Raw genomic sequence first — 24905 nt, forward strand, 5'->3', positions numbered from 1 at the left:
GCCGGCGGTTCACGCACCCTCGCTGCGATATTCCCGCGGCGTCTTTCCGAACCGCTGGCGAAATGTCCGGCTGAAATGCGAGAGGTCGTTGAAGCCCCAGCGCAAGGCGATCTCGGTCACCGTCTCGCTGTCCGCCGTCTGCTTCACGAAATCCCTGGCGCAACGCTCGAGACGCTGCTCCAGGACCAGGCGGCCGAACGAGCGACCGCCCTCCTCCAGCACCTTGTGCAGATAGCGCACGGAGATGCCGAAATGGGCGGCGACCTTGGCCGGCGCCAGCTCGGGATCGGCGACGTTGGTCTCGATGTGAGAGACCAGCGAGGCACATAGCGCCTGCCGCGCGGAGCCCGGCGCCATCTCCTGGGCGGCCTGCGTCGCACCGAGCGACATCGCCACGAGCTCGACCATGCTGCTGCTCAGCGTTGCGCCGGTCGGCGAAAGTCCCTCGACATTGCGTACGATCGATTTGAGCAGATCGATGGCGACCGTACTGATGCCGCCATTGTCGGCGACGATCGTGGCCGTCGCCTTCTCGGGATTGCGCAGCAGCGGACGCAGCAGATGCCGCGGAATCCGGAACGAGTACTGCTCCCAATCATCACTGCAGTAGTCGTTGAGATAAGGCTCCGTCGAATCCACGATCGAGAACTCGCCGGGATTGAGCAGCGCGGCGCGACCGCCCTGCTGCATGCAGCATTGCCCCCGGAGCTGCAGATTGAGGAAATAGACTTCCGTCGGCATGCGGCTGATCTCGGAGCGCCCGCGATAGATCTTCTGACGGCCAGACGAGATGGTGGTGACGTTGATCGTCGAAAGCGGATGGGCGGTGACATGCCCGGCAAAGCCGCCCGGTGCGGGTTCGCGCACCGGATTGAGCGCGATATAGGCCTCGCAGAGGACCTCTCTCCAATAGCTGAACTGATCCCGCTCGGGCAGATCGTTCGTGGTCCAGGTCGCCATGGCAAATCCTCGACACAGAGTGAGACTGACATCTGAAAAAGCACTTTCCATGCCAGAACAGCACCAGCATTCAGCACAAACATTCGGCAACCGATAAGACAGAACGACTGCCCCATGCAGGCTGTTCACTGTCAGCACAAAGCCCGGGCGCTGTCGGGCAAGACCGTCGTTGCGCCCGCGCATAGCCTCCGCTCGCCAATCGATGCGCGCCACGAGACCGCGGTGCGCGGAAACGTCTTGAGGGGAAAGCCATGGCCATCGATTTCGTACTCAGCCCGGAGCAGGCCGCACTTCGTGACGGCGCACGCAGCTTCGCGAACACGGTGCTGAAGGACGTCCGCACGACGATCCGCCAGTATAGCAAGCCGGACGAGCGCTTCTATGCAACGCGGCCGTTTCACAAGAAGGCGGTCGAAGCAGGCTTCGTCAAAGGGCTGTTTCCGAAGGAGGTCGGCGGCACCGACGTTCCCGCACTCGACTTCGCCATCGCCGCCGAAGAGCTGGCCGCGGTCGATGTCAACGTGCCCAGCACGCTGCTCGGGACCGGTCTCTGCGTCAAACCCATCGTGTTCTTCGGCACCGAGGCGCAGAAGAAGCGCTTCCTGCCCGACTTCATCGAGGATGGAACCCGGCTCGGTGCGCTCGCCTTCACCGAGGTGACGGGCGGTGCAAACTTCGATGCGCGCGATCCGCGCTTCGGCGTGAAGACCTTTGCCAGGCGCGAGGGTGACGAATGGGTCATCAACGGCGAGAAGCACTACACGACGAACGGGACCGGCTGGGACGGCAAGAACTGCCATCTCTATGCCGTGGTGTGCCGAACCGATCCGAGCAAGGGGGCGCCGGAGTCGCTCGCCGTCATCATGGTGCCGGGCAACCTGCCGGGCGTCCAGGTGACGGGAATTCTGGACACGGCGGGACACCGGGCAACGATCTCGCCGCGGATGAAATTCGAGAATGTCCGCGTTCCCGCCGACAACATCATCGGCAAGCCCGGCGACGGCATCAAGATCGTCTCCACCAACTTCGCCTGGACCGCCGCGCTGATCGGCGCCGCCTGCGTCGGCGTCATGCGCGCCGCCTTCGATCACGCGCTCGCCTTTGCCAGGAAGGATGCCCGCTCCGGGCCCCACCCCATCATCGACTATCCGACCGTCGGCTACATGCTCGCCGACATCAAGATGAAGATCGAGGCCTGCCGCTACCTGACCTGGAAGTCCTGCCAGCAATACGATCTGTCGGGCGGAAAGGAGCACGAGCTCGCCGTGATGACGAAAGTGTTCTGCTCGGAGACCTGCGTGAACGTCGTCTACGACTGCATGCGCCTGGTCGGGGTCGACAGCTACACCGACATGCATCCGCTGGCAGAACTCATGAACGATGCGATGTGCTTCCCGCTCTATGACGGCGGCAACATGGGGGCTCGCCGCCGGCAGCTCCACAGCATCATCAAGAGCCCGTCCTACGATCCGCATTTCGCGCCTTACGGCACGTTCGGCGCGTGAACGCCGGGATCGGCTCGCCGCTCACGTCACGGCATTCACGACCTGGTGTTCCGGTCGCCGCCACACCTCACCCGCGATCACGTCCTCGATGATCTCGGCCGCCTTCATCACCTCGCTCTCGCCGATATAGAGCGGCGTGAGGCCGAACCTCATGATGTCGGGCGCGCGGAAATCGCCGATGACGCCGCGCGCGATCAGCGCCTGCATGGCGGCGTAGCCGCCGTCGAAGGCGAAGGAGACCTGCGAGCCGCGGCGCTCATGCGCGCGCGGCGTGACCAGCTTCAGCGAGGGGCAGCGGCGCTCGACCTCGGCGATCAGGAGATCGCCGAGCGCCAGCGAGCGGGCCCGGACCTCGGCGATATCGACGCGGTCCCAGATGTCGAGCGAAGCTTCCAGCGCCGCCATCGCCAGCACCGGCGGGGTACCGACACGCATGCGCTCGACGCCGCCGGCGGCGGCATAGGCAAGCTCGAACGCAAAGGGCTTGGCATGGCCCATCCACCCCGACAAGGCTGCGCGCGCGGTGTCGGCGTGGCGCGGGGCGACGTAGAGGAAGGCCGGCGCGCCGGGGCCAGCGTTGATGTATTTATAGGTGCACCCTGCGGCGAAATCGGCGCCACAGCCGGCAAGATCGACCGGCAGCGCACCGGCCGAATGCGCGAGATCCCAGACCGTGACGATGCCGAGCGCATGCGCTTTCGCCGTCAGTCTCGCCATGTCGTGGCGCCGGCCGGTGCGGTAATCGACCTCGGTGATGTAGAGCACCGCGATCTCCTCCGACAGCGACGCCTCGATCTCCTCCGGTGCCACCAGGCGCAGTTGATGACCGCGCCCGAGCGTTTCGATCAGGCCTTCGGCCATGTAGAGATCGGTCGGGAAATTGCCGGTGTCGGACAGGACGACCTTGCGCGAGGCGGTCATGTCGAGCGCAGCGGCCAGCGCCTGGTAGACCTTGAGCGACAGCGTGTCGCCGACCATCACCGAGCCGGCTTCCGCGCCGATCAGCCGGGCGATGCGATCGCCGACATGGCGCGGCTGGGCGTACCAGCCGGCGGTGTTCCAGGCGCGGATCAGCTCATCGCCCCACTCGGTCGTGATGACGCGGTTGACGCGCTCGGCAACGCCCAGCGGCAGCGCACCGAGCGAGTTGCCGTCGAGATAGATCACGCCCTCGGGCAGATGGAACAGAGCCTTGGTGTCATCATAGACGCGATATCTGGTCATAGGCATTTCTTGGGCATTTCTACAGAATGGTGCGGACGCGCCAGAGTTCGGGAAACAGCTCGACCTCCAGCATGCGCTTGAGATAGCTGACGCCGCCGGTGCCGCCGGTGCCGCGCTTGAAGCCGATGACGCGCTCGACCGTGGTCACGTGGTTGAAGCGCCAGCGCCGGAAATAGTCCTCGAAATCGACCAGCTTTTCGGCGAGCTCGTAGAGCATCCAGTGCGTCTCCGGCGCCTCATAGACGATACGCCAGGCCTGCAGCACGCCTTCGTTGAAGCTGTGGGTCTCGCGGACATCGCGCGCCAGCACCGCCGGCGGCATTTTCAGCCCGTTGCGGTCGGCGAGCCTGAGCACCTCGTCATAGAGGCTGGGCGTCGCAAGCTCGGCTTCGAGCAGCTTCGTCGTCTCGACATCGTGCGCGTGCGGCTTCAGCATCGCATGGTTGCGGTTGCCGAGCAGGAACTCAATCAGCCGGTACTGGCGCGACTGGAAACCCGAGGATTGGCCGAGCTGCGAGCGGAAGCGTGTATATTCGCTCGGCGTCATGGTCCGTAGCACGTCCCAGGCATTGTTGAGCTGCTCGAAGATGCGCGACATCCGCGCCAGCATCTTCATGGCGGGGGCAACCTCGTCTTTGGCGATGGCGCGGCGCGCGGCGCTGAGCTCGTGGATAGCGAGCCGCATCCACAGCTCCGTGGTCTGATGCTGGATGATGAACAGCATCTCGTCATGCGCCTCCGACAGCGGATGCTGCGCACCGAGGATCGAATCGAGCGCGAGATAGTCGCCATAGGACATGCGCTTTGCGAAATCGGTCTCGGCGCCTTCGCTTGCGGGATCGTAATCGCTGGACGTCATGGCTGGCCCTCCCGATCGATCATTCCGGCCTCCTCAATCAAGGCCGATCAGGCGCGCGGTGATCTGCGACGACGGATCCTTGAGCCCGTCGATGACAGTGAAATGGTTCAGTGCAGGCTCGACCACGAGGCGTGTCGGCACGTCGAAACCGGTCCAGACATTGGACAGCAGGTCGGCCTGCCGGATGAATTCGGGGCGCTCGCCGCCGCCGACCCAGGCGGTCACAGGCGAATGGCCGCGCGGCAGATGCAGCGCCGCACTTTCGAGGCTCGCCTCTTCCATGGTCATGCGCAGCGTGTCGTTCATCTTCGTCTTGAGTAGCGGGCGCAGATCATGCAGGCCGCTGATCGAGAGCGTGCCGGCGATGCGGTTGAAGACGGCAGGTTCGAGCCGGCTGTCGTCGCACAGCATGCGGGTGACGAGATGGCCGCCGGCCGAATGCCCGGCGAGCCGGATCGGGCCGGAGACGAGCGCAGCGGCCTTGGCGATCGCGGCGGTGATTTCGGCTGTCATGTCGGAGATTCGCGCGCCAGGGGCCAGCGTGTAGCTCGGCAGTGCCACGGTCCAACCATGATGCCGCGCGCCTTCGGCCAGATCGGTCCAGGCCGACTTGTCGAAGCGCATCCAGTAGCCGCCATGGACGAACACGACGAGGCCCTTGCTGTCGCCGTCAGGCAGGATCAGGTCGAACGTCTGGCGCTCACCGGAACCATAGGCGATGTCGGCGCGAAAATCCTTCAGCCCGGCCCGGTAGGCCGCCGCCCGCTCCGCCCACAGCGCCGGCATCTTGTCCGAGCCCGGGATATGGGCCGAATTGGCGTAAGCATCATCCCAATCGCGCATCGTTGCTCCCGAGGACTCGTCCAGCGAACCGGGCGCCAGTCTGCCACCGCCGCGGCCGGCATCCTAGTCTTTCTTTTAAGCTTAAAAGATTGGGGGAGCCCGTGTTTCGGGCAAAGGGGCTCCAGCCGAGATACCGTAGGGTGGGCAAAGCGAAGCGTGCCCACGCACTTGGTCATGTCGGGTAGAACTCGTGGGCACGGCGCAAGTGCGCCTTTGCCCACCCTACGAGAGCTGTGCCTGAGGCGACCGCTACGCCTTCTCCACCCCGCACCATTCCGCGATGAACAGCGCCATCGCCTTGGTCGTCTTCTTCAGCGAGTCCAGGTCGACATACTCGTTGAAGCCGTGCATCTCGCCGCCGCTGGCGCCGAAGCAGAGGCTGGGGATGCCGTGGTTCAGGCCATAGAAGCGCGTATCGGTCAGCGCCGTGAAGACGAGATCCTCCGGCATGCCGCCATAGACCTTGTTGAAGGCCTTCCCGAACGCAGCCTCCGGCTCGGCCGCATCGGTCAGCTCATAGCCTTCCGACAAAAAGCCCGACCATTCGATCTGCGGCGGGTTGTTGGCGAGGAAGCGGTGGTTGCGCGAGGCGGCAGCGACGCAGGCGGCGATCTCCTTCTGGTGATCGGCGACCGACCAGCCCGGCAGGATCGCGATGCGGCAATCGACGTCGCACCAGGCCGGAACGCTGGACGCCCAGTCGCCGCCCTTGATGATGCCGGGATTGAAGTTGATGGGATGGTTCAGCGTCTTGAAATGGCGATCGGCCTTGGCCCGCTCGTTCCATTCGATCTCGAGCTTTTGCAGCGCATGGACGAGATGATAGGCCGCCATGATCGCATTGGAGCCTGATCCGGCGAAGGCGACATGGGTCGGGTGTCCCTTCACGCGCAGCCGGAACCAGATCACGCCGACCTGCGAACGCACCATCTTGCCGCCGGTCGGCTCCGGGATGAAGCAGGCGTCCGCACGATAGCCGCGCTGCAGCGTCGAGAGCGCGCCGACGCCGGTGCTCTCCTCCTCGATGACGGACTGGAAGTGGATCCGCGCGGTCGGCGTCAGGCCCGCTGCCTTGATTGCATCTAGCGCATAGAGCGCGCCGATGGTGCCCGACTTCATGTCGCAGGCGCCGCGGCCGAACATCTTGCCGTCCTTGATGACAGGCGAGAACGGCGGCGTGTCCCACAATTCCAAAGGTCCTGCCGGCACCACGTCGCAGTGCCCCTGGAGTATCAGCGATTTGCCGCCATTGGTTTGTGGACAGTAGGTGCCCACCACCGAGCGCGCCTTGGAGAAATCGTGCTCGATCGGGCCGAAGCCGCGCAGATCCTTGAGATCGTCGACATTGATGTGCCAGTCGTCGACCTCGTAGCCGCGCGCGCGCAGGAGGTCGCCGATCATGTCCTGGCACGGCCCCTCGGCTCCGCGGGTCGATGGGATCGCGACGAAATCGCGGGTGGTCGCAAGCTGGGCTTCGAAGCCGGCGTCGACGGCGTCGAGAATCCGCTGCTGCGTTTCGGCATTCATCAGGCAACTCCAGGCATTCAAATGATCCTCAGGGAGCGCGCAAGCTAGCCGATTTCAGCCGTTCGGGTACTCCACAAAATATGCATCCCGCAATGCATCTTCGAGCAGTCGGCCTTCCGAATAGCCACTGAGCGTCGCAGGGCGCGTCACACCGTCGAGCAGACGCGAGCAAGGTTCCGGCGCGCCGAGCACGGTGCGCACGGGAATGCGCTCGGCATAGATCGGCAATTCATAGTCCTCATCATCATCGGCCACGCCCTTGGCGCGGACTTTTGCCGAGGCCTCCTCGATCTCCATGGCGATGAAGGAGGTTGCCTTGATCTCCTGCGTGCTGCTCGCCCGCAGGCTCGCGGTGCGGTCCGGGAAGAAGCGATCGACCATGGCGATCACCGCACGCTCCTTCTCGTCCGCGTCGGTGACGAGATAGGCGGTGCCGAACGCCATGACCGCGCGATAGTCAGCGGAATGGTTGAAGCCGCAGCGCGCCAGCACGAGACTGTCGAGATGGGCAACCGTCAGGCAGACGCGCTCGCCTTTGGTCTGGTTACGCAACATGCGGCTGGCGCTCGAGCCGTGCCAGTAGAGCCTCGTCCCCTCGCGCCAGAAGAAGGTCGGCGTGCAATAGGGCTGGCCGTCGATCACATAGGAGACGTGGCAGAGCATCGAGGAATCCAGGATGCGATGAACGGTGTCGTGATCGTAGAAGCCGCGGTCGTGACGGCGCTTCACCTGATTGCGCGCTGACGTCGGATAGGAATTCGAGGTCTCGGTCTGGTTCACGGCCGCTCCTGTCGGGCTTGGAACAATTCCAGAGCAGTTGTAGCGGCGGATTTGGTCTGCGATAGTACCAATTCCATGCGAAAAATTCCGACCAATTCTTCCGCGGCCGCCAAGACCCCTTCGCCGTCAAAGCCCGAGCTGCCGCTCGACCTTACCGGCCCGCACATCACGGCTGGCGGCTCGGCCGCGCACCGGCTCTATCAGGCACTTTGCGAGATGATCGTCTCCGGCCTCGTCAAGCCCGGTGAACCGCTACCGCCCTCGCGCACGCTGGCGAAGCAAACGGGCTTCCGGCGCAACGCCGTCGTCACCGCCTATGAGCGGCTGATCGCCGACGGCTTTGCCGACGCAACCGTCGGCTCCGGCACCTTCGTCGCCGCGCGGATTCCGGCGCGCGTGGCTGGACCGAACAAGCCGAAAGTGAAGGTGGAAACGCCAGGACAAGGCGCGTTCGCGCTCGGCTGCACCCATATCGACGAACGCGCCGTGCAGCGTTTTCGCGCTTTCGTCGGCCGCCGCATGCGCGCATTCGGGTCCGAGCACCTGCACTATGGTGATCCCCGCGGCAGCCGCGAGCTGCGTGCTGCGATTGCCGACCATCTGCTGTCGGCGCGCGGGCTGCGCTGCGATCCCGACCAGATCATGCTGACCTCGGGCACGCTGCACGCGCTCCGCATCGTGCTGAGTGCGATCCTCAAGGCAGGCGATCAAGTGTGGTGCGAGGACCCGGGTTACCCCGCCGCGCGAAAAACCATCGCGCATTGCGGCTATCGTGCCGTGCCCGTCCCCGTCGACGAGCACGGCATGCGCGTCGCCAGGGGCCGCACCACAGCGCCCTCCGCGCGCGCGGCCTATGTGACGCCGTCGCACCAGTTTCCACTGGGCGTGCAGATGTCGATGCCGCGGCGGCTGGAGCTGCTGGACTGGGCGAGGCAGGCCGGCGCCTTCGTGCTGGAGGACGATTACGACAGCGAGTTCCGCTACGACGGCGCGCCGCTGATGTCGCTCGCCGGCATCGATCATCTCCAGCGCGTGATCTACATGGGCACGTTCGCCAAGACGCTGTTTCCGGGCCTGCGCATCGGTTATTGCGCCCTGCCCGAGCGCCTGATCGGCGACGTGACCACAGCGCGCGCCGCGCTCGACCGCTTTCCCGGCACGCTGATGGAGGGCGCGGTCGCCGACATGCTCAATTCCGGCGCGTTCGCAGCGAACCTGAAACGGGTGCGAAAGCTCTATCGAGAGGCGCGCGATGCACTGGCCGGGACGCTGGAAGCCAGCTCCGACGGCGTACTGTCCGTGCCGGTGCCATCACAGGGCCTGCATCTTGTCGCCCGGTTCGATCCATCGGTCGAACTGGCGGTCGCAGCCGAGGCGAAGCAGGCCGCCGGCGCGGAGGGCTGGCTATTGGCCGACACCTATTCGCGCGCACGGCCCCTGCCCGGCTTCGTGCTGGGATTTTCCGGGCATGCGGTTCCGCAGCTCGTGGCATCCGCCGAGCGGCTCGCACGGGAATCGCGCGCGGCCTTGCGAGCAAAGGGCAAGTCGGCCCGTCGGGCGTGACGAAGCTTCACTATGAGAATCGGCCGCCGCTCCCTAGATTGCGGCATCGACGCCGGGACCTCACATCATGCTTCTGCGCCACGCGACCTGCCTCTCGCTCCTGATCTCCCTCGCGCTTGCCTCGACGGCACGCGCGGCCACCATCGGGCGCGAGCAGGACATCGTGGATCTGAAGCTCGGCCAGCGCGTGCTCGTGGATGACGGGACCTGTCCCGCCGGTCAGGTCAAGGAAGTGCGCGGCGCGAAGATGACCGACAAGGGCGTCACGCGCACAAGCTCCTGCGTGCCGCGGCACGGGCCGAAGACGAAATGATGATCTGAGAAGCTACTTCGCCGGATCGAACATGCACTGAAGCGTGGGCTTTGCGATCTTGGTGAAGGTCGGGCCGATCTCGCTTTGCTTCGACGTCGGCACCCAGTCAGTCTCGATCGTCGGCACGCCGGTCTCGCTGATGCCACGCAGCAGCGCTTCGCGCAAATCGCGGTCCTCGACGACCGCGGCGGCATGGTCATGCAAGCAGCCGCAGACTTCTTCCGGATGCTCCCAGCGTCCGAGCATCCGCGGCGCACACTGGCGCACGAATTCGCTGCGTGGATCCGGCAGTCGCGACGGTGCGCGCACCTGCGCCTGCACGGAATTGATCGTCAGAAGGGCGATGAACGCCGCGGCGCAGAATCGAAGCAACATGATGGCCATTGCCGGCTGATTTCTGGTTGGCGATCAGAAGCGGGCAGCGACAAGGATCGGTTGCGGCGCCGGTGTCATGACCGGCGAGCCGGAGTACTGGAAGGTGCCGATGCCAGGAAGATTGCCATCGGGCATCCCCGCGAACGAGGAACCGGCGAGCACAAAGCCGAACGCAAGGATAAAGCTGAGCGCGCGCATGGTCTTGTCCCTCAATTCCGCGGCCGGCGGTGCGCCGTCGTCGTTGTGAGGCTGATAACCATGGGCGGTTTCGCGCGTGATGCGCCAACACCGGAAAATGGTTTCATCCGCGTGCGAATTGTTTCGTCCCGTCCGAGGCGACGAAACAATTCTCGGAAAATACCAATCATTTCAGTCACGTCGCACGGCGGCTCAAAGCGGCCTCACAACTCGCCGTCGCAGCGCACAACTGTGCCGGACGCGGGCAGCGTCATGCGCCCGCCTTGCACGCTTCACATGCGTTTTACGTTTTTCTGCTGAAGAGAAGCCAAACGAAGGCTGGGTCCCGTCGAACCAGGGACGCTTCGGCCGCGACCCAAGCCATCGAAACCGAGACGCCGGGATCACCGGCCGCATCCAAGTGAGGAATGGCCATCATGATGGCGCAAGATCGCGCAACGCTACGCGAGGCGGACCTGCGGACGGACCGCGGAGATCAACGACCTGTTCGCAACCGCGCCACTTCGGCGAACGAAATGGCGCTGCAATCAAGCCGTGGCTTCGAAGCCTCGCCGCAAACGTTCGTGCGGCTGACCGGCTCGCATCTCGCAAAACCGCGCGTCAGCCGCCAACGCGTCGCTGAGTGAACGCCAGTACGTCACTGAGTGAAGAATTCACCGCACTTCTGGACGCTGGCGTCAGCCGGTCCCCACGGCATGATCGGCACCGTCGAGGTTGAATTCTTCGGTGAACCCTCGATCAGCTTGTCCGAATAGACCATGTAGACCAGCACGTTGCGCTTGGCGTCACAGCCGCGCACGATCTGCATCTTCTTGAAGAACAAGGAGCGGCGCTGGCGGAACATATCGTCGCCCTGCTCCATCTTGCCCCTAAACTTGATCGGACCGATCTGGCGGCAGGCGAGCGAGATGTCCGAGACCTCCTCGGCCAGCCCCAGCCACCCCTTGAAACCGCCCTTCTCCGGTACCGTGAAGTGACAGGCGACGCCCTCGACTTCGGGGTCGTCGAGGCCATAGGTCGCGAGCTTGTCGTTCGGGCTCATCCATTTGAACACGGTGGAGCGGCGGAAGATCAGATCGGGCTCATCAGCGGCGGATGCGGAAGCCAGCGGCACAGCCAGCGCCAAGAGGAAGAAAGCGAGGCCTTTCAAGCGGATGCCGGAAAGACCGGGGAAACGAGATGACATGAAGTTCTCCGGTAACAAGTCCCCGCAATGTAGGCATCGACTGGCCGGTCAGGAAGACGACGGCAAGCCGGGTACGGCCGCCGTTTACCGGTCCGTGAGGCTTTTTTGCTACGTCTTGGACAAAATTAGCTGATGGCAGAACCGCTCTGCTGGTGAACGCGTATCCCCTCTGCGAGACTAATGATTTGGATTATGGATTCGAGGATGAACAGCGTGAACGTGTCCGGTTTTGCTACCAAGCCAATGCGGATTTGGCAGGTCGCCATTTTGACGGCGGCGGGTGCGATCGGAACGGCAAGCCAGGCTGACGCAGCGTTTTATTATTGGACGGATTATTCCGACGGGTCCTATTACGCCCGGCAGGATCGGCATCCCGACATCCCGCGCCAGAAGCCGCCGCAGAAGCGCGGCGCCGCAGGCAAGAAAGAGATCGTCGCCGAGAAGGAAGCCGGCAGCAAGCCGCAAGGTCCCCTCGTCATCGTCGTCTCGATCGAGCGGCAGAAGGTAACGCTCTACGACAGCAACGGCGTGTTCGCGGAATCTCCGGTGTCGACCGGCATGAAGGGCCATTCGACGCCAATGGGTGTGTTCAGCGTCATCCAGAAGCACAAATTCCACCACTCCAACATCTACAGCGGCGCCCCGATGCCGTACATGCAGCGGATCACCTGGTCCGGCGTCGCCATGCATGCCGGCGTGCTGCCGGGTTATCCGGCCTCGCACGGCTGCATCCGCATGCCGATGGCGTTCGCGGTGAAGATGTGGAACTGGACCAAGATGGGCGCGCGCGTCATCGTCTCGCCCGGCGAGATGACACCGCATAGCTTCCAGCATCCGTTGCTCGCCTCGTTGCGCGTGCCGCCGCAGCCCGCCGCCAGCCTGGAGCCGCAGACCAATGTCGGCGACAAGGCCGACAAGGGCGCGGCCGCCAAGGTCACTGAAGCCAAGCCGCTTGAGACCAGGACCGCCAGCGCAGATTCGGTGCCGGAGCTGCGCTCGTCGGTCGGCCACACTGTCATGTCGGACATCACAACGGGCAATGCACCTGCCCGCACGGAAGCGGACGCGACGACTGACAAGGCCGAGGCGACGTCCGAGACGAAGACCGCCGAGACTGCGGAAGCGCCCAAGGTTCCGGCAGCGACCGACGACAAGGTCGAGGCTGCCAAGAGCTACACACCAAAGTCTGACGCACCAAAGTCAGAAACGGCAAAGTCAGAAACGGCGAAGACTGAGGCTGATTCTGCCAAGAAGCCCGACGCCGCAGTGACGGCTACGGCGCCCGCACCGGACGCCAAGAAGGACGAGACCCGCCTCGCCGATCCTGCGCCGGCGGCAAAGCCGGACGCGCCCAAGCGGGCCGGCCAGATCGCGGTCTTCATCAGCCGCAAGGATTCCAAGCTCTATGTGCGGCAGAACTTTTCGCCGCTGTTCGAGGTGCCCGTGACGATCGCCGCGAGCGACCGGCCGCTCGGCACGCATGTCTTCACCGCCGAAGTCGACAAAGCCGATTCCAATGCGCTGCATTGGTCGGTGGTGTCGCTGCCCGTCACCGCCCGCTCCGCCGCGCGCGAAGATGACGGCCGCGTTGCGCGCCGCAAGGGTGGCGCCGCCGTGATCCCCGTCGCCGCAAAGCCGGTGGTGACACCGGACAGCCCCGCCGAAGCGCTCGACCGCATCTCGGTCCCCGCCGACACCATGGCGAAGATCAACGAGATGCTGACCTCCGGCGGCTCAATCATCGTCTCCGACCAGGGCATCAACCAGGGCGAGACCGGCGAAGGCACCGATTTCATCGTCCGCCTGTACTAAAGCTCGTCGCTCCCGATAACGCGGTATTGAGCGGTCCGGCTGTGCCGGCGGAGTAACATGCCCCCCGATCATTTCGGGGGACGCCGTCATGATGAACCGAAGGACACTGCTCATCGCGGCACTTGCAGGCGCCGCCGCGCCGATGACGCGCGCCTACGCCGATGCCGGCATGAGCCGGATTTCGGCCTACGCCTTCTCCTTCCCTGCATTGTCAGGCGACGACATCCGACTCGCCGCCTACACGGGCAAACCGCTGCTGGTAGTCAACACCGCATCGCTCTGCGGATACACGCCGCAATATGCCGGCCTGCAAGAGCTCTGGGGCGAGTTTCGCGAACGCGGACTCACCGTGATCGGCGTACCCTCCAATGATTTCGGCGGCCAGGAGCCCGGCGGCACCAGCGAGATCACGGAGACCGCGCACCACCAATACGGCGTTACCTTCCCGATCGCTGCCAAGGCCGTGGTGGTCGGCGCCAAGGCGCATCCGTTCTACAAGTGGGCGGCCGAGGCGCGCCCGCGCGAAGTTCCGCGCTGGAACTTCCACAAATACCTGATCGGCCGTGACGGCTATATCGCCGAGGTGTTTCCGTCCGCGGTCGAGCCGACCGACACCCGGGTCAAGACGGCCGTCGCCAGAGCGCTGGCCGACAGCTGACACGACGCGAGGCCAATCCGGTTGGGCACAATTGTGGCGGGATGCCAAACAGCCGTTGCAATGGCGAGGGCCCACCATCTAGGCTAGGATCGTTTGGGGCGGGAAGGTTTGGCCGGAGGCGAAAAGCCACGGCGGAACAACGGGATCAATCTCGAGGACAACACCATGCGCGTGGCGGCAGGACTGATTTTGGCAAGCGCGATGTCTCTAGCGATGACGGGCGCGGCATGGTCGCAGACGCCGACCGCCAAGCCCGCCGCCGCCACTCAAGCTGCACCAGCGGCAGCGCCGGCCGCCGCTGCGCCCGCTGCGGCTCCGGCAGCAGCCGCCGCGCCGGCAGGCTTCGTCAATCCACCCCCGCCGAAACAGGCGCCGCAGCCGGCGCGCGCGGCCTGCAACACGCAAGGTGCGCTCGGTGTCGCCCGCACCGTCGAGATCGACACCACGGGCGGGCCGGGCTTCGGGTTCGAGCATTTCAAGGAGCTCGATTTCCTGCGCGACAAGGAGGTGGTGCTGACCTTCGACGACGGCCCATGGCCGAAGAACACGCCCGCCGTGCTGAAGGCGCTCGCCGATGAATGCACCACCGGCATCTTCTTCTCGATCGGCAAGCACGCCACCTACGAGCCGGAGATCCTGAAGCAGGTCTATGCGGCCGGCCACACGGTCGGCACCCACACCTGGTCGCACGCCAACCTCAACAACAAGAAGCTAAACGAAGCGCAGCGCAAGGAAGAGATCGAGAAGGGCCTTTCCGCGGTGAAGTGGGCGCTCGGCGGCATCTCGCCGTCGCCGTTCTTCCGCTTCCCGGCGCTCCAGCATCCGCCGGAGATGGTCACCTATCTCGGCAACCGCAACACCGCGATCTTCTCCTGCGACATCGACTCCTTCGACTTCAAGGCCTCCAAGCCCGAGAAGGTGATCGAGACCGTGATGAAGAAGCTCGACGCCAAGGGCAAGGGCATCATCCTGATGCACGACTTCCAGAAGCACACCGCCGAAGCCCTGCCCGAGCTGCTCAAGCGCCTGAAGGCCGGAGGCTACAAGGTGGTGGCGATGCGCGCGAAATTCCCGGCATCGTCGCTGCCCGAATACGACCAGGAGCTGATGAAGGACGTGAAGCTGCCGACGGTGAGCCAGCGCCCGGTCAATTCCGTGGTGACGACCGTTTCCGAATAGCCTGCGCTTGTCTTTCCGTATCGAAGGCTACGTCATCGTCTCCGCGGACGGCATGCTCGCCGATCCGTCGCACATCATGCCTGAGACGTTGAGATTCGAGGGCGACAAGCTGTTCTTCGAGCAGGCGCTCGATCGTGCCGCGCTGGTCGTGCACGGCCGGCGCTCGCATGAGCAGCAGCCGAATTCGCCGAAGCGCAAGCGGCTAATCCTGACCCGCAAGATCAAGGCGCTCACGGTCGATCCGGAGATGCCGAACGCGACATTGTGGAATCCGGAGCATGCGAGCTTCGAGGAGGCCTGCGCATTCGCCGACGTCGCTTCCGGCACCGTCGCGATCATCGGCGGCCCCGTCGTGTTCGACATGTTCATGGACCGCTACGACACGTTCTGGCTGTCGGAAGCCCCCCATGTCCGGCTACCCGGCGGCGAAGGCTGCTTTGTCGGCGTGCCGGAGCGGACGCCGCACCAGGTGCTGGCGTCGCACGGGATGAAGCCGGGCACGCCCTACCTGCTCGATGCGGCGCATGACGTGACGGTGACGCCGTGGCAGCCGGCGAGAGCTTCCGACTAAAACTCGAAGAACAACCCCATGCACAGTACCGGTGTTTTGATACCCGCGCACAACGCGCCCGTTTGGCATGCAAAATCAACGACGCCGTTAGCGATCCAAGCGCGTGCGATGTTCGAGAGCGGACTTCTCGAGTTGGGCGCGCACGTCCTTGAGGGCGCTTGACCAGTCGGCGGGCTGAGGTTGCCGGAATTGCCGCAGCGTCGGATACCAGGGGCTGTCGTCGCGGTTCAGCAACCATCGCCAGCAGCGATCGAAGCGATTGAGCAGCCAGACGGGGCGGCCAAGCGCTCCTGCAAGATGCGCGACCGCAGTATCGACACTGATGACCAGATCCAGTGCCTCGACCAGCGCGGCGGTTTCGCCGAAATCGTGGAGATATTCCGTCCAATCGTGCAAGACCAGACCGGGCGGCGGCGACTGGCCGGCCGCGGACCCCTTCTGCAACGAGACGAAACTCACGCCCGGCAGGTCCGCCAACTCTGAGAAGCGTTCGAGCGGCATGGATCGGCGGCGGTCGCCGCTCATCGTGTGATTGCCCGCCCAGACCAGGCCCACCCGCAGGCCATCGAGCTGCCCGACCCGCTGGCGCCAGGCCGCCGTGCGTTGCGGATCGGCCCGGAGATAGGATGCCTGCTGCGGAATGGTTTCGAGGGTGGTGCCAAGGACCCCCGGCAGGCTCACCAGTGAGCAGTGCAGATCGAACGGCGGCAGCGGATCACCACGGGCGACGATGGTCTCGAATCCCGGCAGCCCCGCCAGGAGCGGCACCAACGGCCGCTGAACCTCGACGACGACCCGCCGCCCCGCCGCAATGGCCGGCACGAAGCGACAGAACTGGAGCGTGTCGCCGAGGCCCTGCTCTGCATGCAGCAGCAGGACCCGATCACCGATATCTGCTCCATCCCAGAGCGGCTGGCGGAAGCCGCGCAGATGCGGCTTCTTGCTGTCCTGCCTCCACCGCCACTCATATTCCCGCCAGCCTTCGTCGAACTGGCCGTCGAGCAACAGCGCGACCCCAAGGTTGAAATGCGCGTCGGGATAGTCCGGCCTCCGCGACACTGCCATTCGTAAACTCCGAATGGCTTCTTCAGGCCGCCCAAGATCGAGCAGCAAGGCGCCGAGATTATTGAGCGCCTTGGGCTGAGCCGCGTTGTGATCGAGAGCCGCGCGATAGCAGGATTCCGCTTCGTGGAAATGACCTTGCTCGCGAAGGGCATTGCCGAGGTTCACTTGCGCCTGCACATCGTCGGGCTTCAGACGCAAAGCTTCCCTGCAGCATGCTTCCGCCTCTTCCGGCCGCTCCCGGAGCCGCAGCAATTCACTGAGGTTGTTCAAGGCCTCGGGAAAAGACGAATTGAGTTTGCAGGCCTCGCGAAGATTGACCTCCGCCTCGTCGAGGCGCCCCAATTTGGTGAGAAGACCACCAAGATTACAATAGGCCTCGGCATATGTCGGATCGAGGCGCAGCGCCTCACGATAGCAACGCTCGCATTCCTCGAAAGCGGTTAGCTCGAACAGCACCGCCCCAAGGTTCAAATGAGCCTGCGCAAAATCCGGCCTGTGCCGCAGCACCTGCCGAAACTCGCTGACCGCCTCGCCGAATTGCTTCCGTCTCACCAGCAGATTGGCGAGATTGAAACGGGTATCGACGTGATCAGGAGCGTATTGCAGCGCGAGCCGGTAGTGGGCCTCCTCACCCGCGACGTCGCCGCACTCACCCATCAGGCTCGCAAGCTGGATGTGCACATCCAGATTGTCGGGCTTATGCAGCAGCGCTTCCTGATAGCTCGCGATGGCCTCGTCCCTTCGTCCGAGACCGTGCAGAGCGGCAGCCTTGCTGCTGTGATAGAAGCTGTTGCGAGGTTGGAGATTGACGGCACGGATGAAGAGATCGAGCGCCCTGTCGTGGTGACCAACCTGGAGCGAAGCAATCCCCAGAAGGAAAATACAGTCCGCACGATCCGGCTCGGATGCCAGTATTTGCCGATAGATCGCCTCCGCTTGCGGCAAGCGGCCTGCGCGATGGTGCGCGAGACCGGCCTCGACTGTGACAGATCCTGACGACTGTTCGGCGTACATTGCGATGGGCCCATCATCGATGCGAATGCGAAGCGGCCTGCCCCGACGAACGATACGGCCAGGCAAGCCGCTTGAACGCCGAGCGGCTCTCGAACTTGCCTGACGCCTCGCCCCGACCACTCTCCAGCAACGACCTTGCGCGAAGCTGGACACCGCGCAAGCGTCGACGCGTCAGCAGCCGCTAACCCGAGATTTCGGCTTCGATTGCTTTGGATGCCAGCCAGGCCGACAGGCGTGATACGTCAGCTACACGTCGCCGTAAGCCGCCTCGGCGGGACGCGTGGTGCGGCCGTAGCCTATGATCATGCAGAGCGCGCCGATGATCGAGAGGTTCTTGAGCGCGTCGACCACCATCTTGGCGTTGTCGGGCGCCGCTTGATTCCAGAAGTCGTCGAACAGGACGGTGGCGACCGCGACGTAGATGATCAGCAGCATCGCAAAGAAGCGCGCACCGAAGTTCAGCGCGATCATCAGGCCTGCGATGACCTCGAGGGCGCCGATTCCGATGGCCAGCAGCTGCGGCGTGGTCATGGCGGTCGCCGTCTCGACCTGCTTGGCGTAGGGCGCGACGATGTCGGGCACCACGACCTTGGTGGCGATGAAATCAGCGGTCGCCTGGATGGCGAACAGCTTGGTGGCGCCCGTGTAGATGAACAGCACGGCGAACAGGATCCGCCCGAAAGTCACGAACGCTGGCATGATCGGCCTCTTGGCTCAGGCTTTTTGAAATCGGAACTCGGACGAAAGCGCGAGGGATTATGATGAGTCCGTTTGCGCTTTTCAAACGGTGAAATGGAAAACTGAAAGCAATTCAAAAGCGCGCCACACGTGTGGTCCCCCTTCTCCCCTTGTGGGAGAAGGTGGCGCGAAGCGCCGGATGAGGGGTATCTATCCGCGGGTTCAACTGAAAGAGACGTGTGTGCGGAAGCAACCCCTCACCCGTCTCGCCGCTACGCGGCGAGCCACCCTCTCCCACAGGGGGAGAGGGTAAGAAAGCGCCTCAGGTAAACAACGTCGGCTGCTGTCGTGCCGCGCGCTCCTGCGCTTCGACGACTGCGACTGCCGTCATGTTGAGGATGCCGCGCGCGGTCACCGAGGGGGTGAGGATATGCGCCGGGCGCGCCGGGCCGATCAGGATCGGGCCGACGGGCAGCGCGTCCGCCAGCGACTTGATCATCTGATAGGCGACGTTGGCGGTGTCCAGCGTCGGCATGATCATGATATTGGCCTCGCCCTCGAGCTTGGAGTGCGGCAACACCATGCGGCGGGCGGCGGCGGAGAGCGCGGTGTCGCCCTGCATCTCGCCGTCGGCCTCGATCTCCGGATGCTTCTCCTTCAAGAGCTGGGTCGCCCGGCGCATCTTGCGCGAGGATTCGGTGTCGTAGCTGCCGAAATCCGAATGCGAGACGAAGGCGATTTTCGGCTTGATGTTGAAGCGCTGGACGTGGACCGCGGCGAGCGAGGCGATCTCGGCAAGCTCCTCCGCGCTCGGATTGGGGCGGACCTGCGTGTCGGCGATGAAGAAGGCGCCCTTGCTGGTGATCAGCAGCGCCAGCGCGGCGTAATCGCTGATCCCCGGCGAGAAGCCGACGATCTCGCGGACATGGCGCAGATGGCTCATGTAGCGGCCCTCGACGCCGCAGAGCATCGCATCCGCCTCCCCGCGTGTCACCGCGAGCGCCGCGATGACCGTGTTGTTGGTGCGCACCACCGTGCGCGCCGCATCCGGCGTCACGCCGCGGCGGCCGGCGACCTCGACATAGGACTGCACATAGGAGCGGTAGCGCGGATCGTCCTCGGGATTGACGAGGTCGAAATCCTTGCCTGCCTTGATCGACAGGCCGAAACGCTTGATGCGCGCCTCCACTACCGACGGGCGGCCGACCAGGATCGGCGTCGCCAGCTTCTCCTCCAGCACCACTTGCGTGGCGCGCAGCACCCGCTCGTCCTCACCTTCGGCGTAGATCACACGCACCGGCTGGGTCTTGGCCTTGGCGAACATCGGCTTCATGACGAGGCCGGAGCGGAAGGCGAAGCGCTCGAGCAGCGCAGCATATTCGTCGAAATTGGTGATGGGACGCGTCGCTACGCCCGACTCCATCGCGGCCTTCGCAACCGCAGGCGCCACGCGCAGGATGAGCCTTGGATCGAACGGGCTCGGAATGAGCGAGCCCGGACCAAAGCCGCCCGCCTCACCGGTGTCAAAACCCTGCGCCACAGCATCGGACGGCGCCTCGCGCGCGAGCTGGGCGATGGCCTCGACGGCAGCGTGCTTCATCTCCTCGTTGATGGCGCTGGCGCCGACGTCGAGCGCGCCGCGGAAGATGAAGGGGAAGCAGAGGACGTTGTTGACCTGGTTCGGATAGTCCGAGCGGCCGGTGCAGATCATGGCGTCGGGGCGCACCTTGCGCGCCTCCTCCGGCATGATCTCCGGGGTCGGGTTGGCGAGCGCCATGATCAGCGGCTTGTCGCCCATCGCCTGCGCCATCTCCGGCTTGAGCACGCCCGGTGCCGATAGCCCGATGAAGATGTCTGCGCCGCCGATGACGTCGCCGAGCGTGCGCTTGTCGGTCTTCTGCGCATAGACCGCCTTCCAGCGGTCCATCGAGGTGTTGCGGCCCTCGTGCACGAGGCCGTCGATGTCGCAGACCCAGATGTTCTTGCGCTGCGCGCCCATCGACACCAGCAGATTGAGCGTCGCGATCGCGGCCGCCCCTGCCCCCGACGCCACGATCTTGACGTCCGACAGCTTCTTGCCATTGAGCCGGAGGCCATTGGTGATGGCGGCGGCGACGATGATCGCGGTGCCGTGCTGGTCGTCATGGAAGACCGGGATCTTCATGCGCTCCTTCAGCCGCGCCTCGATCTCGAAGCATTCCGGTCCACGGATGTCTTCCAGATTGATGCCGCCGAAGGTCGGCTCGAGCGCCGCCACCGTCTCGACCACACGGTCGATGGTGTCGGCGGCGATCTCGATGTCGAACACGTCGATGCCGGCGAATTTCTTGAACAGGACGGCCTTGCCCTCCATCACCGGCTTGGAGGCCAGCGGGCCGATATTGCCGAGGCCGAGCACCGCGGTGCCGTTCGAGACCACGGCGACCAGATTGGCGCGGGTGGTCAGCGTGGCGGCCTCGGCCGGGTTCTTGGCGATCTCGGTGCAGGCAGCCGCAACGCCCGGAGAATAGGCGAGCGCAAGGTCGCGCTGGTTGGCAAGCGGCTTGCTCGCCTGGATCTCGAGCTTTCCGGGGCGCGGCAGACGATGGTAGGCGAGCGCCGCCTGGTGGAGATCATCAGAATAGGACGACATGCGGTGTCTCGCCTCGCGTTACCGGCCTCAAAATGCACGATCCGGAGCAATCGTCCAAGCGGAGGGTATTTCCGGGTCGTGGAAACGGGATGAAGCACGGCGGGCGCCCCGGTGGCAACATCCGATTACGGCCCCATCAACAGGGCGGGCAGTCAAATATCTGAAAATCATAGCTTTCCCTAGACCGCGTCGTGTTTCCCGAATATGGCAGGTTGCGCAGTGCAAAACGAGCAACTGGAGCTGGGAATGAAGCGCATCCTGATCGGCCTGGTCGTGGCAGCCGTGCTCGCCGCGGGCGGATGGTTCGGCTTCAATCTCTACGTCCAGCACAGGGCCACCGCGGAGGTCGAAGCGGCCTTCGAGCAGATCCGCAAGCAAGGCGGCAAGGCGAGCCACGGCAAGGTGGCGTTCGATCTCATGAGCCGGACTGTGACGGTCGATGACATCGTGGTCACGCCTGGCGGCGAGTCACAGGCGCAGATCAAGATCGCCGGTATCAAGGGCACGGGCGTCCGCCTCGTCGACGAGAACCGCTTTTCGGCCGATAGCATCGACCTCGCGGGTCTCGAACTTGCGCTGGGCGAAATCGGGCCGGCGAAGGTGAAAGGCTCCTACAGGGTCCCGCAGCTGACCATGCGGGACTATGCCGGTCCCCTCCACACCCCCAATGTGCCGGCAGGCGCCTCCCCGATCGAGATGTATCGCTATGCGCTCGAACAATATGCGAGCGTGACGGCATCTTCGGTTGCGATCCCGACGCTGACCTTCGCATTCGATGGCGGCAGCGCCGCGGCCGGCAGCGGCGAGTTCTCCTATTCCGGGCTGGCGATCCAGAACCTGAAGCAAGGCCGGATCGGCGCCATGAAGGCGGACCGCGCCAACTTCACCATCAACGTGCAGCAGGCGTCCAGGGCGGACAAGCTGACCGGCGAACTCTCCACTATCGCGGTCAACGACATCGACGTGACCGCGCTCACTACCGCGCTCGATCCACAGAAGGCAGGCGACGACAGCTATCACCGAATCTACGGACAAATCTCGACCGGACCATATGTGGCGACGTCGACGCTGGGCATACGGATGCAGGTCGATGGGATCTCCATCGACGAGATCGCGCTCCAGCCGTCGAAATTCCGGATTGCCGACGTCCTCGCCGCGCTGCCGGCCAGCGATCGTTCGTCACTTCCGACGCCGGCGCAATCGCGCGAGTTGATGGAGAAGCTCGCCGCGCTCTATGAAGGCATTCGCGTCGGCAGGATCGAGATTGGCGGCCTGTCGATGACGACCCCGCAAGGAACGCCCCGGCTCAGGTCCATCAAATATCGGGAGGGCGAGTTCGCGATCGAGGGCCTCGATGCGCCGGGTCCGAACGGCCAAGTCAAAATGGAGCGCTTCGCGCTCAAATCGTTCAGCGTGGCGAACCTGCTGCATTGGGCGGCAGGCTTCACCAATCCTGGACAGCCGCCCTCCCCGGACCAGATACTTGCCCTGTTCCGCGTGCTCGAAGGCGTCGAGATAAAGGGTGTGGTTACGCCCTACAAGAACTCAAAGCTGGGCACTATCGACACGCTCAGCCTCAACTGGGGCCAGTTGGTCGGCTCAATCCCCAGCAAAGCCAGCCTGATCGCAAAGATGGTCGCCCCGATTGATCCGACCAATCCCACTCAAATGCCGCTCGCCGCCGCCGGCATCGACAAGCTCGCGATCGACCTCGATCTCGGTGCGGCCTGGACGGAATCCTCGGGCGCCTTCGCGCTCGCACCCGCCACCATCGATCTCGGCAATCTCGCCAGGGCGCAGGCCCGCCTCGCGCTCGCCAACGTGCCGCGCGGCCTGTTCACCACCGATCCGGTGCAGGCCATGCGCCAGGCCGAGCAGATCGAAACCGGTGCGATCGAGCTCTCGTTGCGCGACAGCGGCGTCGTCGATCTGATCGTGGCGCAGTTCTCGCGGATGCAGAACCTCAGCCGTGATGCCGCGCGCAGCGCCATCGTCGCGATGATCCGGGCGCAGGGCGAGAAGATCGCAGCCGCCAATCTCGACGCCAGGGTCGCGGTGGATGCCCTCGCCGGCTTCGTCGCAACGTCGGGGCAGACGCTGACCATCAAGCTGACGCCGCTCGGCAAGGTGCCGGTGCTTCAGCTCATGGACGCACTGAACCACGAGCCGATCGTCGCGTTGGCGCAGTTCCGGATCGAGGCCTCGACGGGGTTGTAGGACCGATCGGAAGCGCACGTTCTCATCCACCGTCGCGACCGGGCCCCTCGCCTTGCGGGAGAATCCGACAGTTGCCGGGCTTATCGCCGGATGAGACGACCTCTCGTGGGCAAGCCGGCCCTACGTGACGGTGAACCAATTCAACGATGGTCCCAAATTGTGCACCGAGCAGTTGCCGATGATTCCGCAGGTCCCCCAAGCGTGATGAATATGGCCGCAGAGATGAAGGCGCGGAGCCGAGTCGCGAACTGCGTCCCGAATGGTGCGGCTACCTACATGCGTTCCATCGCGTTGAATGTCAGCAACACCGTAAGGAGGAGAATGGGTCACGAGGACGGCGCGTGGCGGACACTTCTTCAAATGGACCGCCGCGTCCGCTTCTTCCATGCGCTGGTTCCATGGCTCATCCGCTCCGGCAGGTATCTCGAAGCCCAAACCGAAGAAGTCGATTTGACCAATTCTGACTGCCTCTCCATGCAGAACGTGAATATTGGCTCGATCATCGAACGACGCGCGCAGGCTCGCCAGCACGTCATGATTACCTGCTACGAACACCGTCGGCGCGGCCAACTCCTTCAGAACGCTCAGCGTGTCTTCATGTCCGATGCCTTTCGTCGCGAAATCGCCCGCGCCAATGACAACGTCGGCATCCTCCGAGGCACGGAGGATTTCTCGGGCCAGATCTCCGTTCCTATGAAGGTCGCTAAAGGCCAGTATTCTCATGTCGCGACGTGTTCCTGCATCATCCGGAGCCGGTGAAAAACGTCATTTCAACGGTGTGGCGGCGATGAATGCCGCCATGTGACGTTGCCTCGCACTCAACGCAGAAAACGGGCTTCCTGCTGCTTGACCTCATCCATCCTCTGCAATCGAAAGATTTCCTCGACAGGCACGATGTCCTTGTTCACGTTGTGGATGCCTCCATCGGCACGAATGCGCGCGAAAACCTGCTGCATTGCGGTGACAGCGGCGCGGATGGCGTGGTTGCCGTAAATCACCATCCTGATCTTCCCGAGCCCCGCGATGCGCTCGGCATTCATGTCGGGATAGGCCGTGGGCACGATGACGATTGGAATTTGCCCCTGCCAGGCCTTCACGAAGCCCTCGATCTCATCGGGCGTTCGCTTCTTCGAATGGACCAGGATCATATCGGCGCCTGCCTCTTCATAAGCGGCCGCCCGCTTCAGAGCCTCGGCCTCCCCGAGCCCCGCGATGAGAGCCTCGGTCCGGGCAATGATCATGAAATCCGGATCGCGACGGGCGTGGCGGGCAGCCTCGAGCTTGCCCTGAAACTCGTCGATCCCAAGCAACTCCTGCCGCCCATCGGCGGCGAGGCTCGTGACCTTCGGAAAGGTCTTGTCCTCGATGACAAGTGCGGCCGCACCGTCTCGCTCATACTGCCGGACGGTATGGATCACGTTGACGGCGTTGCCGAAGCCCGTGTCGACATCGGCGATGATCGGCATGGCAGTCTGATCTGCCATGGCCCTCACCATGTCGAGATGCTGCGTCATCGAGATCAGGCTCACGTCAGCAAGGCCGTACAGCGCCGAGAGTTCGAAACCCGAGGCCCATATTCCGTCGAAGCCTGCTTCTTCTGCGAGCCGCGCTGACAGCGGGCTATGCGATGCCATGATATGGACGAGGCCGTTGCTGGCCATCCGGCTCTTCAGAAGTTTTCCCTTGCTCACGGCCTTACCCCCTCATTCACGACTGTTGTCGGCCCGCATCCGTGACGCGAAGCGC

General features: G+C 64.2%; 23 protein-coding genes. 9 read left to right on the forward strand and 14 right to left on the reverse strand.

Translation table 11 applies throughout. From position 1 onward, the window contains the following. Window positions 1-9: 9 nt before the first annotated feature. Window positions 10-960, reverse strand: a complete 951-nt coding sequence (locus JQ635_RS02645; RefSeq protein ID WP_211408297.1) for a helix-turn-helix domain-containing protein — start codon at window positions 958-960, stop codon at window positions 10-12. A gap of 251 nt (window positions 961-1211) precedes the next feature. On the opposite strand from JQ635_RS02645, the gene JQ635_RS02650 reads away from it, so the two are divergent. Continuing rightward, a complete protein-coding gene (locus tag JQ635_RS02650) occupies window positions 1212-2465 on the forward strand; it encodes an acyl-CoA dehydrogenase family protein (RefSeq protein ID WP_211408298.1) in 1254 nt (417 codons plus the stop codon). 21 nt (window positions 2466-2486) lie between these two features. On the opposite strand, the gene kynU is transcribed toward JQ635_RS02650, so the two are convergent. The 5 genes from kynU to JQ635_RS02675 all read right to left on the reverse strand — a co-directional run bounded on the left by kynU (window position 2487) and on the right by JQ635_RS02675 (window position 7698). Continuing rightward, window positions 2487-3689, reverse strand: a complete 1203-nt coding sequence (gene kynU, locus JQ635_RS02655) for a kynureninase (RefSeq protein ID WP_211408299.1) — start codon at window positions 3687-3689, stop codon at window positions 2487-2489. A 19-nt stretch (window positions 3690-3708) separates the two neighbouring features. Then, the gene (kynA, locus tag JQ635_RS02660) at window positions 3709-4548 is read right to left on the reverse strand and encodes a tryptophan 2,3-dioxygenase (RefSeq protein ID WP_211408300.1); all 840 of its coding nucleotides are present in this window, start codon (window positions 4546-4548) and stop codon (window positions 3709-3711) included. Between the two features lie 33 nt (window positions 4549-4581). Further along, window positions 4582-5391 (reverse strand): alpha/beta hydrolase, encoded by an 810-nt coding sequence (locus tag JQ635_RS02665; protein ID WP_211408301.1) that lies wholly within the window; start codon window positions 5389-5391, stop codon window positions 4582-4584. Between the two features lie 249 nt (window positions 5392-5640). After that, window positions 5641-6918, reverse strand: a complete 1278-nt coding sequence (locus JQ635_RS02670; RefSeq protein ID WP_211408302.1) for an ArgE/DapE family deacylase — start codon at window positions 6916-6918, stop codon at window positions 5641-5643. A 54-nt stretch (window positions 6919-6972) separates the two neighbouring features. Continuing rightward, the gene (locus JQ635_RS02675; protein ID WP_211408303.1) at window positions 6973-7698 is read right to left on the reverse strand and encodes a pyridoxamine 5'-phosphate oxidase family protein; all 726 of its coding nucleotides are present in this window, start codon (window positions 7696-7698) and stop codon (window positions 6973-6975) included. 75 nt (window positions 7699-7773) lie between these two features. On the opposite strand from JQ635_RS02675, the gene JQ635_RS02680 reads away from it, so the two are divergent. Both JQ635_RS02680 and JQ635_RS02685 read left to right on the forward strand, forming a co-directional pair. Continuing rightward, window positions 7774-9261 carry a PLP-dependent aminotransferase family protein gene (locus tag JQ635_RS02680; RefSeq protein WP_211408304.1) on the forward strand — a complete coding sequence of 496 codons (1488 nt, stop codon included), beginning with the start codon at window positions 7774-7776 and terminating at the stop codon, window positions 9259-9261. Between the two features lie 67 nt (window positions 9262-9328). Then, a complete protein-coding gene (locus JQ635_RS02685) occupies window positions 9329-9574 on the forward strand; it encodes a DUF6719 family protein (RefSeq protein WP_211408305.1) in 246 nt (81 codons plus the stop codon). A gap of 12 nt (window positions 9575-9586) precedes the next feature. Here JQ635_RS02685 and JQ635_RS02690 read toward each other — a convergent pair whose 3' ends face one another. Both JQ635_RS02690 and JQ635_RS02695 read right to left on the reverse strand, forming a co-directional pair. Beyond that, on the reverse strand, window positions 9587-9949 hold the full coding sequence (locus JQ635_RS02690; protein WP_026312261.1) for a hypothetical protein: 363 nt from the start codon (window positions 9947-9949) through the stop codon (window positions 9587-9589). Between the two features lie 33 nt (window positions 9950-9982). Continuing rightward, a complete protein-coding gene (locus JQ635_RS02695) occupies window positions 9983-10147 on the reverse strand; it encodes a hypothetical protein (RefSeq protein WP_211408306.1) in 165 nt (54 codons plus the stop codon). Between the two features lie 407 nt (window positions 10148-10554). On the opposite strand from JQ635_RS02695, the gene JQ635_RS02700 reads away from it, so the two are divergent. Next, window positions 10555-10773 (forward strand): hypothetical protein, encoded by a 219-nt coding sequence (locus JQ635_RS02700; protein ID WP_246583238.1) that lies wholly within the window; start codon window positions 10555-10557, stop codon window positions 10771-10773. Between the two features lie 11 nt (window positions 10774-10784). On the opposite strand, the gene JQ635_RS02705 is transcribed toward JQ635_RS02700, so the two are convergent. Beyond that, window positions 10785-11333 carry a CreA family protein gene (locus tag JQ635_RS02705; RefSeq protein ID WP_211408307.1) on the reverse strand — a complete coding sequence of 183 codons (549 nt, stop codon included), beginning with the start codon at window positions 11331-11333 and terminating at the stop codon, window positions 10785-10787. Window positions 11334-11537: 204 nt separating this feature from the next. Here JQ635_RS02705 and JQ635_RS02710 point away from each other — a divergent pair, with 204 nt between their 5' ends. The 4 genes from JQ635_RS02710 to JQ635_RS02725 all read left to right on the forward strand — a co-directional run bounded on the left by JQ635_RS02710 (window position 11538) and on the right by JQ635_RS02725 (window position 15553). Then, on the forward strand, window positions 11538-13145 hold the full coding sequence (locus tag JQ635_RS02710; protein WP_211408308.1) for a L,D-transpeptidase family protein: 1608 nt from the start codon (window positions 11538-11540) through the stop codon (window positions 13143-13145). Window positions 13146-13233: 88 nt separating this feature from the next. After that, entirely contained in the window at window positions 13234-13803 is a 570-nt protein-coding gene (locus JQ635_RS02715) for a glutathione peroxidase (protein ID WP_211408309.1), read from the forward strand. A 165-nt stretch (window positions 13804-13968) separates the two neighbouring features. Further along, window positions 13969-14982, forward strand: coding sequence for a polysaccharide deacetylase family protein (locus JQ635_RS02720; RefSeq protein ID WP_211408310.1), 1014 nt, complete (start codon window positions 13969-13971; stop codon window positions 14980-14982). A gap of 7 nt (window positions 14983-14989) precedes the next feature. Beyond that, window positions 14990-15553, forward strand: coding sequence for a dihydrofolate reductase (locus tag JQ635_RS02725; protein ID WP_211408311.1), 564 nt, complete (start codon window positions 14990-14992; stop codon window positions 15551-15553). Window positions 15554-15640: 87 nt separating this feature from the next. On the opposite strand, the gene JQ635_RS02730 is transcribed toward JQ635_RS02725, so the two are convergent. The 3 genes from JQ635_RS02730 to JQ635_RS02740 form a co-directional block, all read right to left on the reverse strand. Beyond that, window positions 15641-17632 (reverse strand): tetratricopeptide repeat protein, encoded by a 1992-nt coding sequence (locus JQ635_RS02730; protein WP_211408312.1) that lies wholly within the window; start codon window positions 17630-17632, stop codon window positions 15641-15643. A gap of 246 nt (window positions 17633-17878) precedes the next feature. Next, window positions 17879-18331: a DoxX family protein gene (locus JQ635_RS02735; protein ID WP_211408313.1), complete on the reverse strand. Its 453-nt coding sequence runs from the start codon at window positions 18329-18331 to the stop codon at window positions 17879-17881. Between the two features lie 301 nt (window positions 18332-18632). After that, the gene (locus JQ635_RS02740) at window positions 18633-20942 is read right to left on the reverse strand and encodes an NADP-dependent malic enzyme (RefSeq protein ID WP_211408314.1); all 2310 of its coding nucleotides are present in this window, start codon (window positions 20940-20942) and stop codon (window positions 18633-18635) included. A 246-nt stretch (window positions 20943-21188) separates the two neighbouring features. On the opposite strand from JQ635_RS02740, the gene JQ635_RS02745 reads away from it, so the two are divergent. After that, the gene (locus tag JQ635_RS02745) at window positions 21189-23159 is read left to right on the forward strand and encodes a hypothetical protein (protein WP_211408315.1); all 1971 of its coding nucleotides are present in this window, start codon (window positions 21189-21191) and stop codon (window positions 23157-23159) included. A 120-nt stretch (window positions 23160-23279) separates the two neighbouring features. Here the strand turns inward: JQ635_RS02745 and JQ635_RS02750 are convergent, their stop codons facing one another. Together JQ635_RS02750 and JQ635_RS02755 are read right to left on the reverse strand one after the other, a co-directional pair. Further along, entirely contained in the window at window positions 23280-23882 is a 603-nt protein-coding gene (locus JQ635_RS02750) for a metallophosphoesterase family protein (RefSeq protein ID WP_211408316.1), read from the reverse strand. 95 nt (window positions 23883-23977) lie between these two features. Next, the gene (locus JQ635_RS02755; protein WP_211408317.1) at window positions 23978-24850 is read right to left on the reverse strand and encodes a phosphonopyruvate hydrolase; all 873 of its coding nucleotides are present in this window, start codon (window positions 24848-24850) and stop codon (window positions 23978-23980) included. Window positions 24851-24905 lie beyond the last annotated feature (55 nt).

The organism is Bradyrhizobium iriomotense (genome assembly GCF_018130765.1).
Taxonomy (GTDB): Bacteria; Pseudomonadota; Alphaproteobacteria; order Rhizobiales; family Xanthobacteraceae; genus Bradyrhizobium; species Bradyrhizobium iriomotense_A.

What these genes read in the sequence shown, in the direction of transcription:
- JQ635_RS02645 (WP_211408297.1), bottom strand. Translation starts at nt 960, where the DNA reads ATGGCGACCTGGACCACGAACGATCTGCCCGAGCGGGATCAGTTCAGC.
- JQ635_RS02720 (WP_211408310.1), top strand. Translation starts at nt 13,969, where the DNA reads ATGCGCGTGGCGGCAGGACTGATTTTGGCAAGCGCGATGTCTCTAGCG.
- JQ635_RS02700 (WP_246583238.1), top strand. Translation starts at nt 10,555, where the DNA reads ATGGCCATCATGATGGCGCAAGATCGCGCAACGCTACGCGAGGCGGAC.
- JQ635_RS02735 (WP_211408313.1), bottom strand. Translation starts at nt 18,331, where the DNA reads ATGCCAGCGTTCGTGACTTTCGGGCGGATCCTGTTCGCCGTGCTGTTC.
- JQ635_RS02670 (WP_211408302.1), bottom strand. Translation starts at nt 6,918, where the DNA reads ATGAATGCCGAAACGCAGCAGCGGATTCTCGACGCCGTCGACGCCGGC.
- kynA (WP_211408300.1), bottom strand. Translation starts at nt 4,548, where the DNA reads ATGACGTCCAGCGATTACGATCCCGCAAGCGAAGGCGCCGAGACCGAT.
- JQ635_RS02740 (WP_211408314.1), bottom strand. Translation starts at nt 20,942, where the DNA reads ATGTCGTCCTATTCTGATGATCTCCACCAGGCGGCGCTCGCCTACCAT.
- JQ635_RS02745 (WP_211408315.1), top strand. Translation starts at nt 21,189, where the DNA reads ATGAAGCGCATCCTGATCGGCCTGGTCGTGGCAGCCGTGCTCGCCGCG.
- JQ635_RS02695 (WP_211408306.1), bottom strand. Translation starts at nt 10,147, where the DNA reads ATGCGCGCGCTCAGCTTTATCCTTGCGTTCGGCTTTGTGCTCGCCGGT.
- kynU (WP_211408299.1), bottom strand. Translation starts at nt 3,689, where the DNA reads ATGACCAGATATCGCGTCTATGATGACACCAAGGCTCTGTTCCATCTG.
- JQ635_RS02650 (WP_211408298.1), top strand. Translation starts at nt 1,212, where the DNA reads ATGGCCATCGATTTCGTACTCAGCCCGGAGCAGGCCGCACTTCGTGAC.
- JQ635_RS02680 (WP_211408304.1), top strand. Translation starts at nt 7,774, where the DNA reads ATGCGAAAAATTCCGACCAATTCTTCCGCGGCCGCCAAGACCCCTTCG.
- JQ635_RS02715 (WP_211408309.1), top strand. Translation starts at nt 13,234, where the DNA reads ATGATGAACCGAAGGACACTGCTCATCGCGGCACTTGCAGGCGCCGCC.
- JQ635_RS02705 (WP_211408307.1), bottom strand. Translation starts at nt 11,333, where the DNA reads ATGTCATCTCGTTTCCCCGGTCTTTCCGGCATCCGCTTGAAAGGCCTC.
- JQ635_RS02750 (WP_211408316.1), bottom strand. Translation starts at nt 23,882, where the DNA reads ATGAGAATACTGGCCTTTAGCGACCTTCATAGGAACGGAGATCTGGCC.
- JQ635_RS02690 (WP_026312261.1), bottom strand. Translation starts at nt 9,949, where the DNA reads ATGTTGCTTCGATTCTGCGCCGCGGCGTTCATCGCCCTTCTGACGATC.
- JQ635_RS02665 (WP_211408301.1), bottom strand. Translation starts at nt 5,391, where the DNA reads ATGCGCGATTGGGATGATGCTTACGCCAATTCGGCCCATATCCCGGGC.
- JQ635_RS02685 (WP_211408305.1), top strand. Translation starts at nt 9,329, where the DNA reads ATGCTTCTGCGCCACGCGACCTGCCTCTCGCTCCTGATCTCCCTCGCG.
- JQ635_RS02730 (WP_211408312.1), bottom strand. Translation starts at nt 17,632, where the DNA reads ATGTACGCCGAACAGTCGTCAGGATCTGTCACAGTCGAGGCCGGTCTC.
- JQ635_RS02710 (WP_211408308.1), top strand. Translation starts at nt 11,538, where the DNA reads ATGAACAGCGTGAACGTGTCCGGTTTTGCTACCAAGCCAATGCGGATT.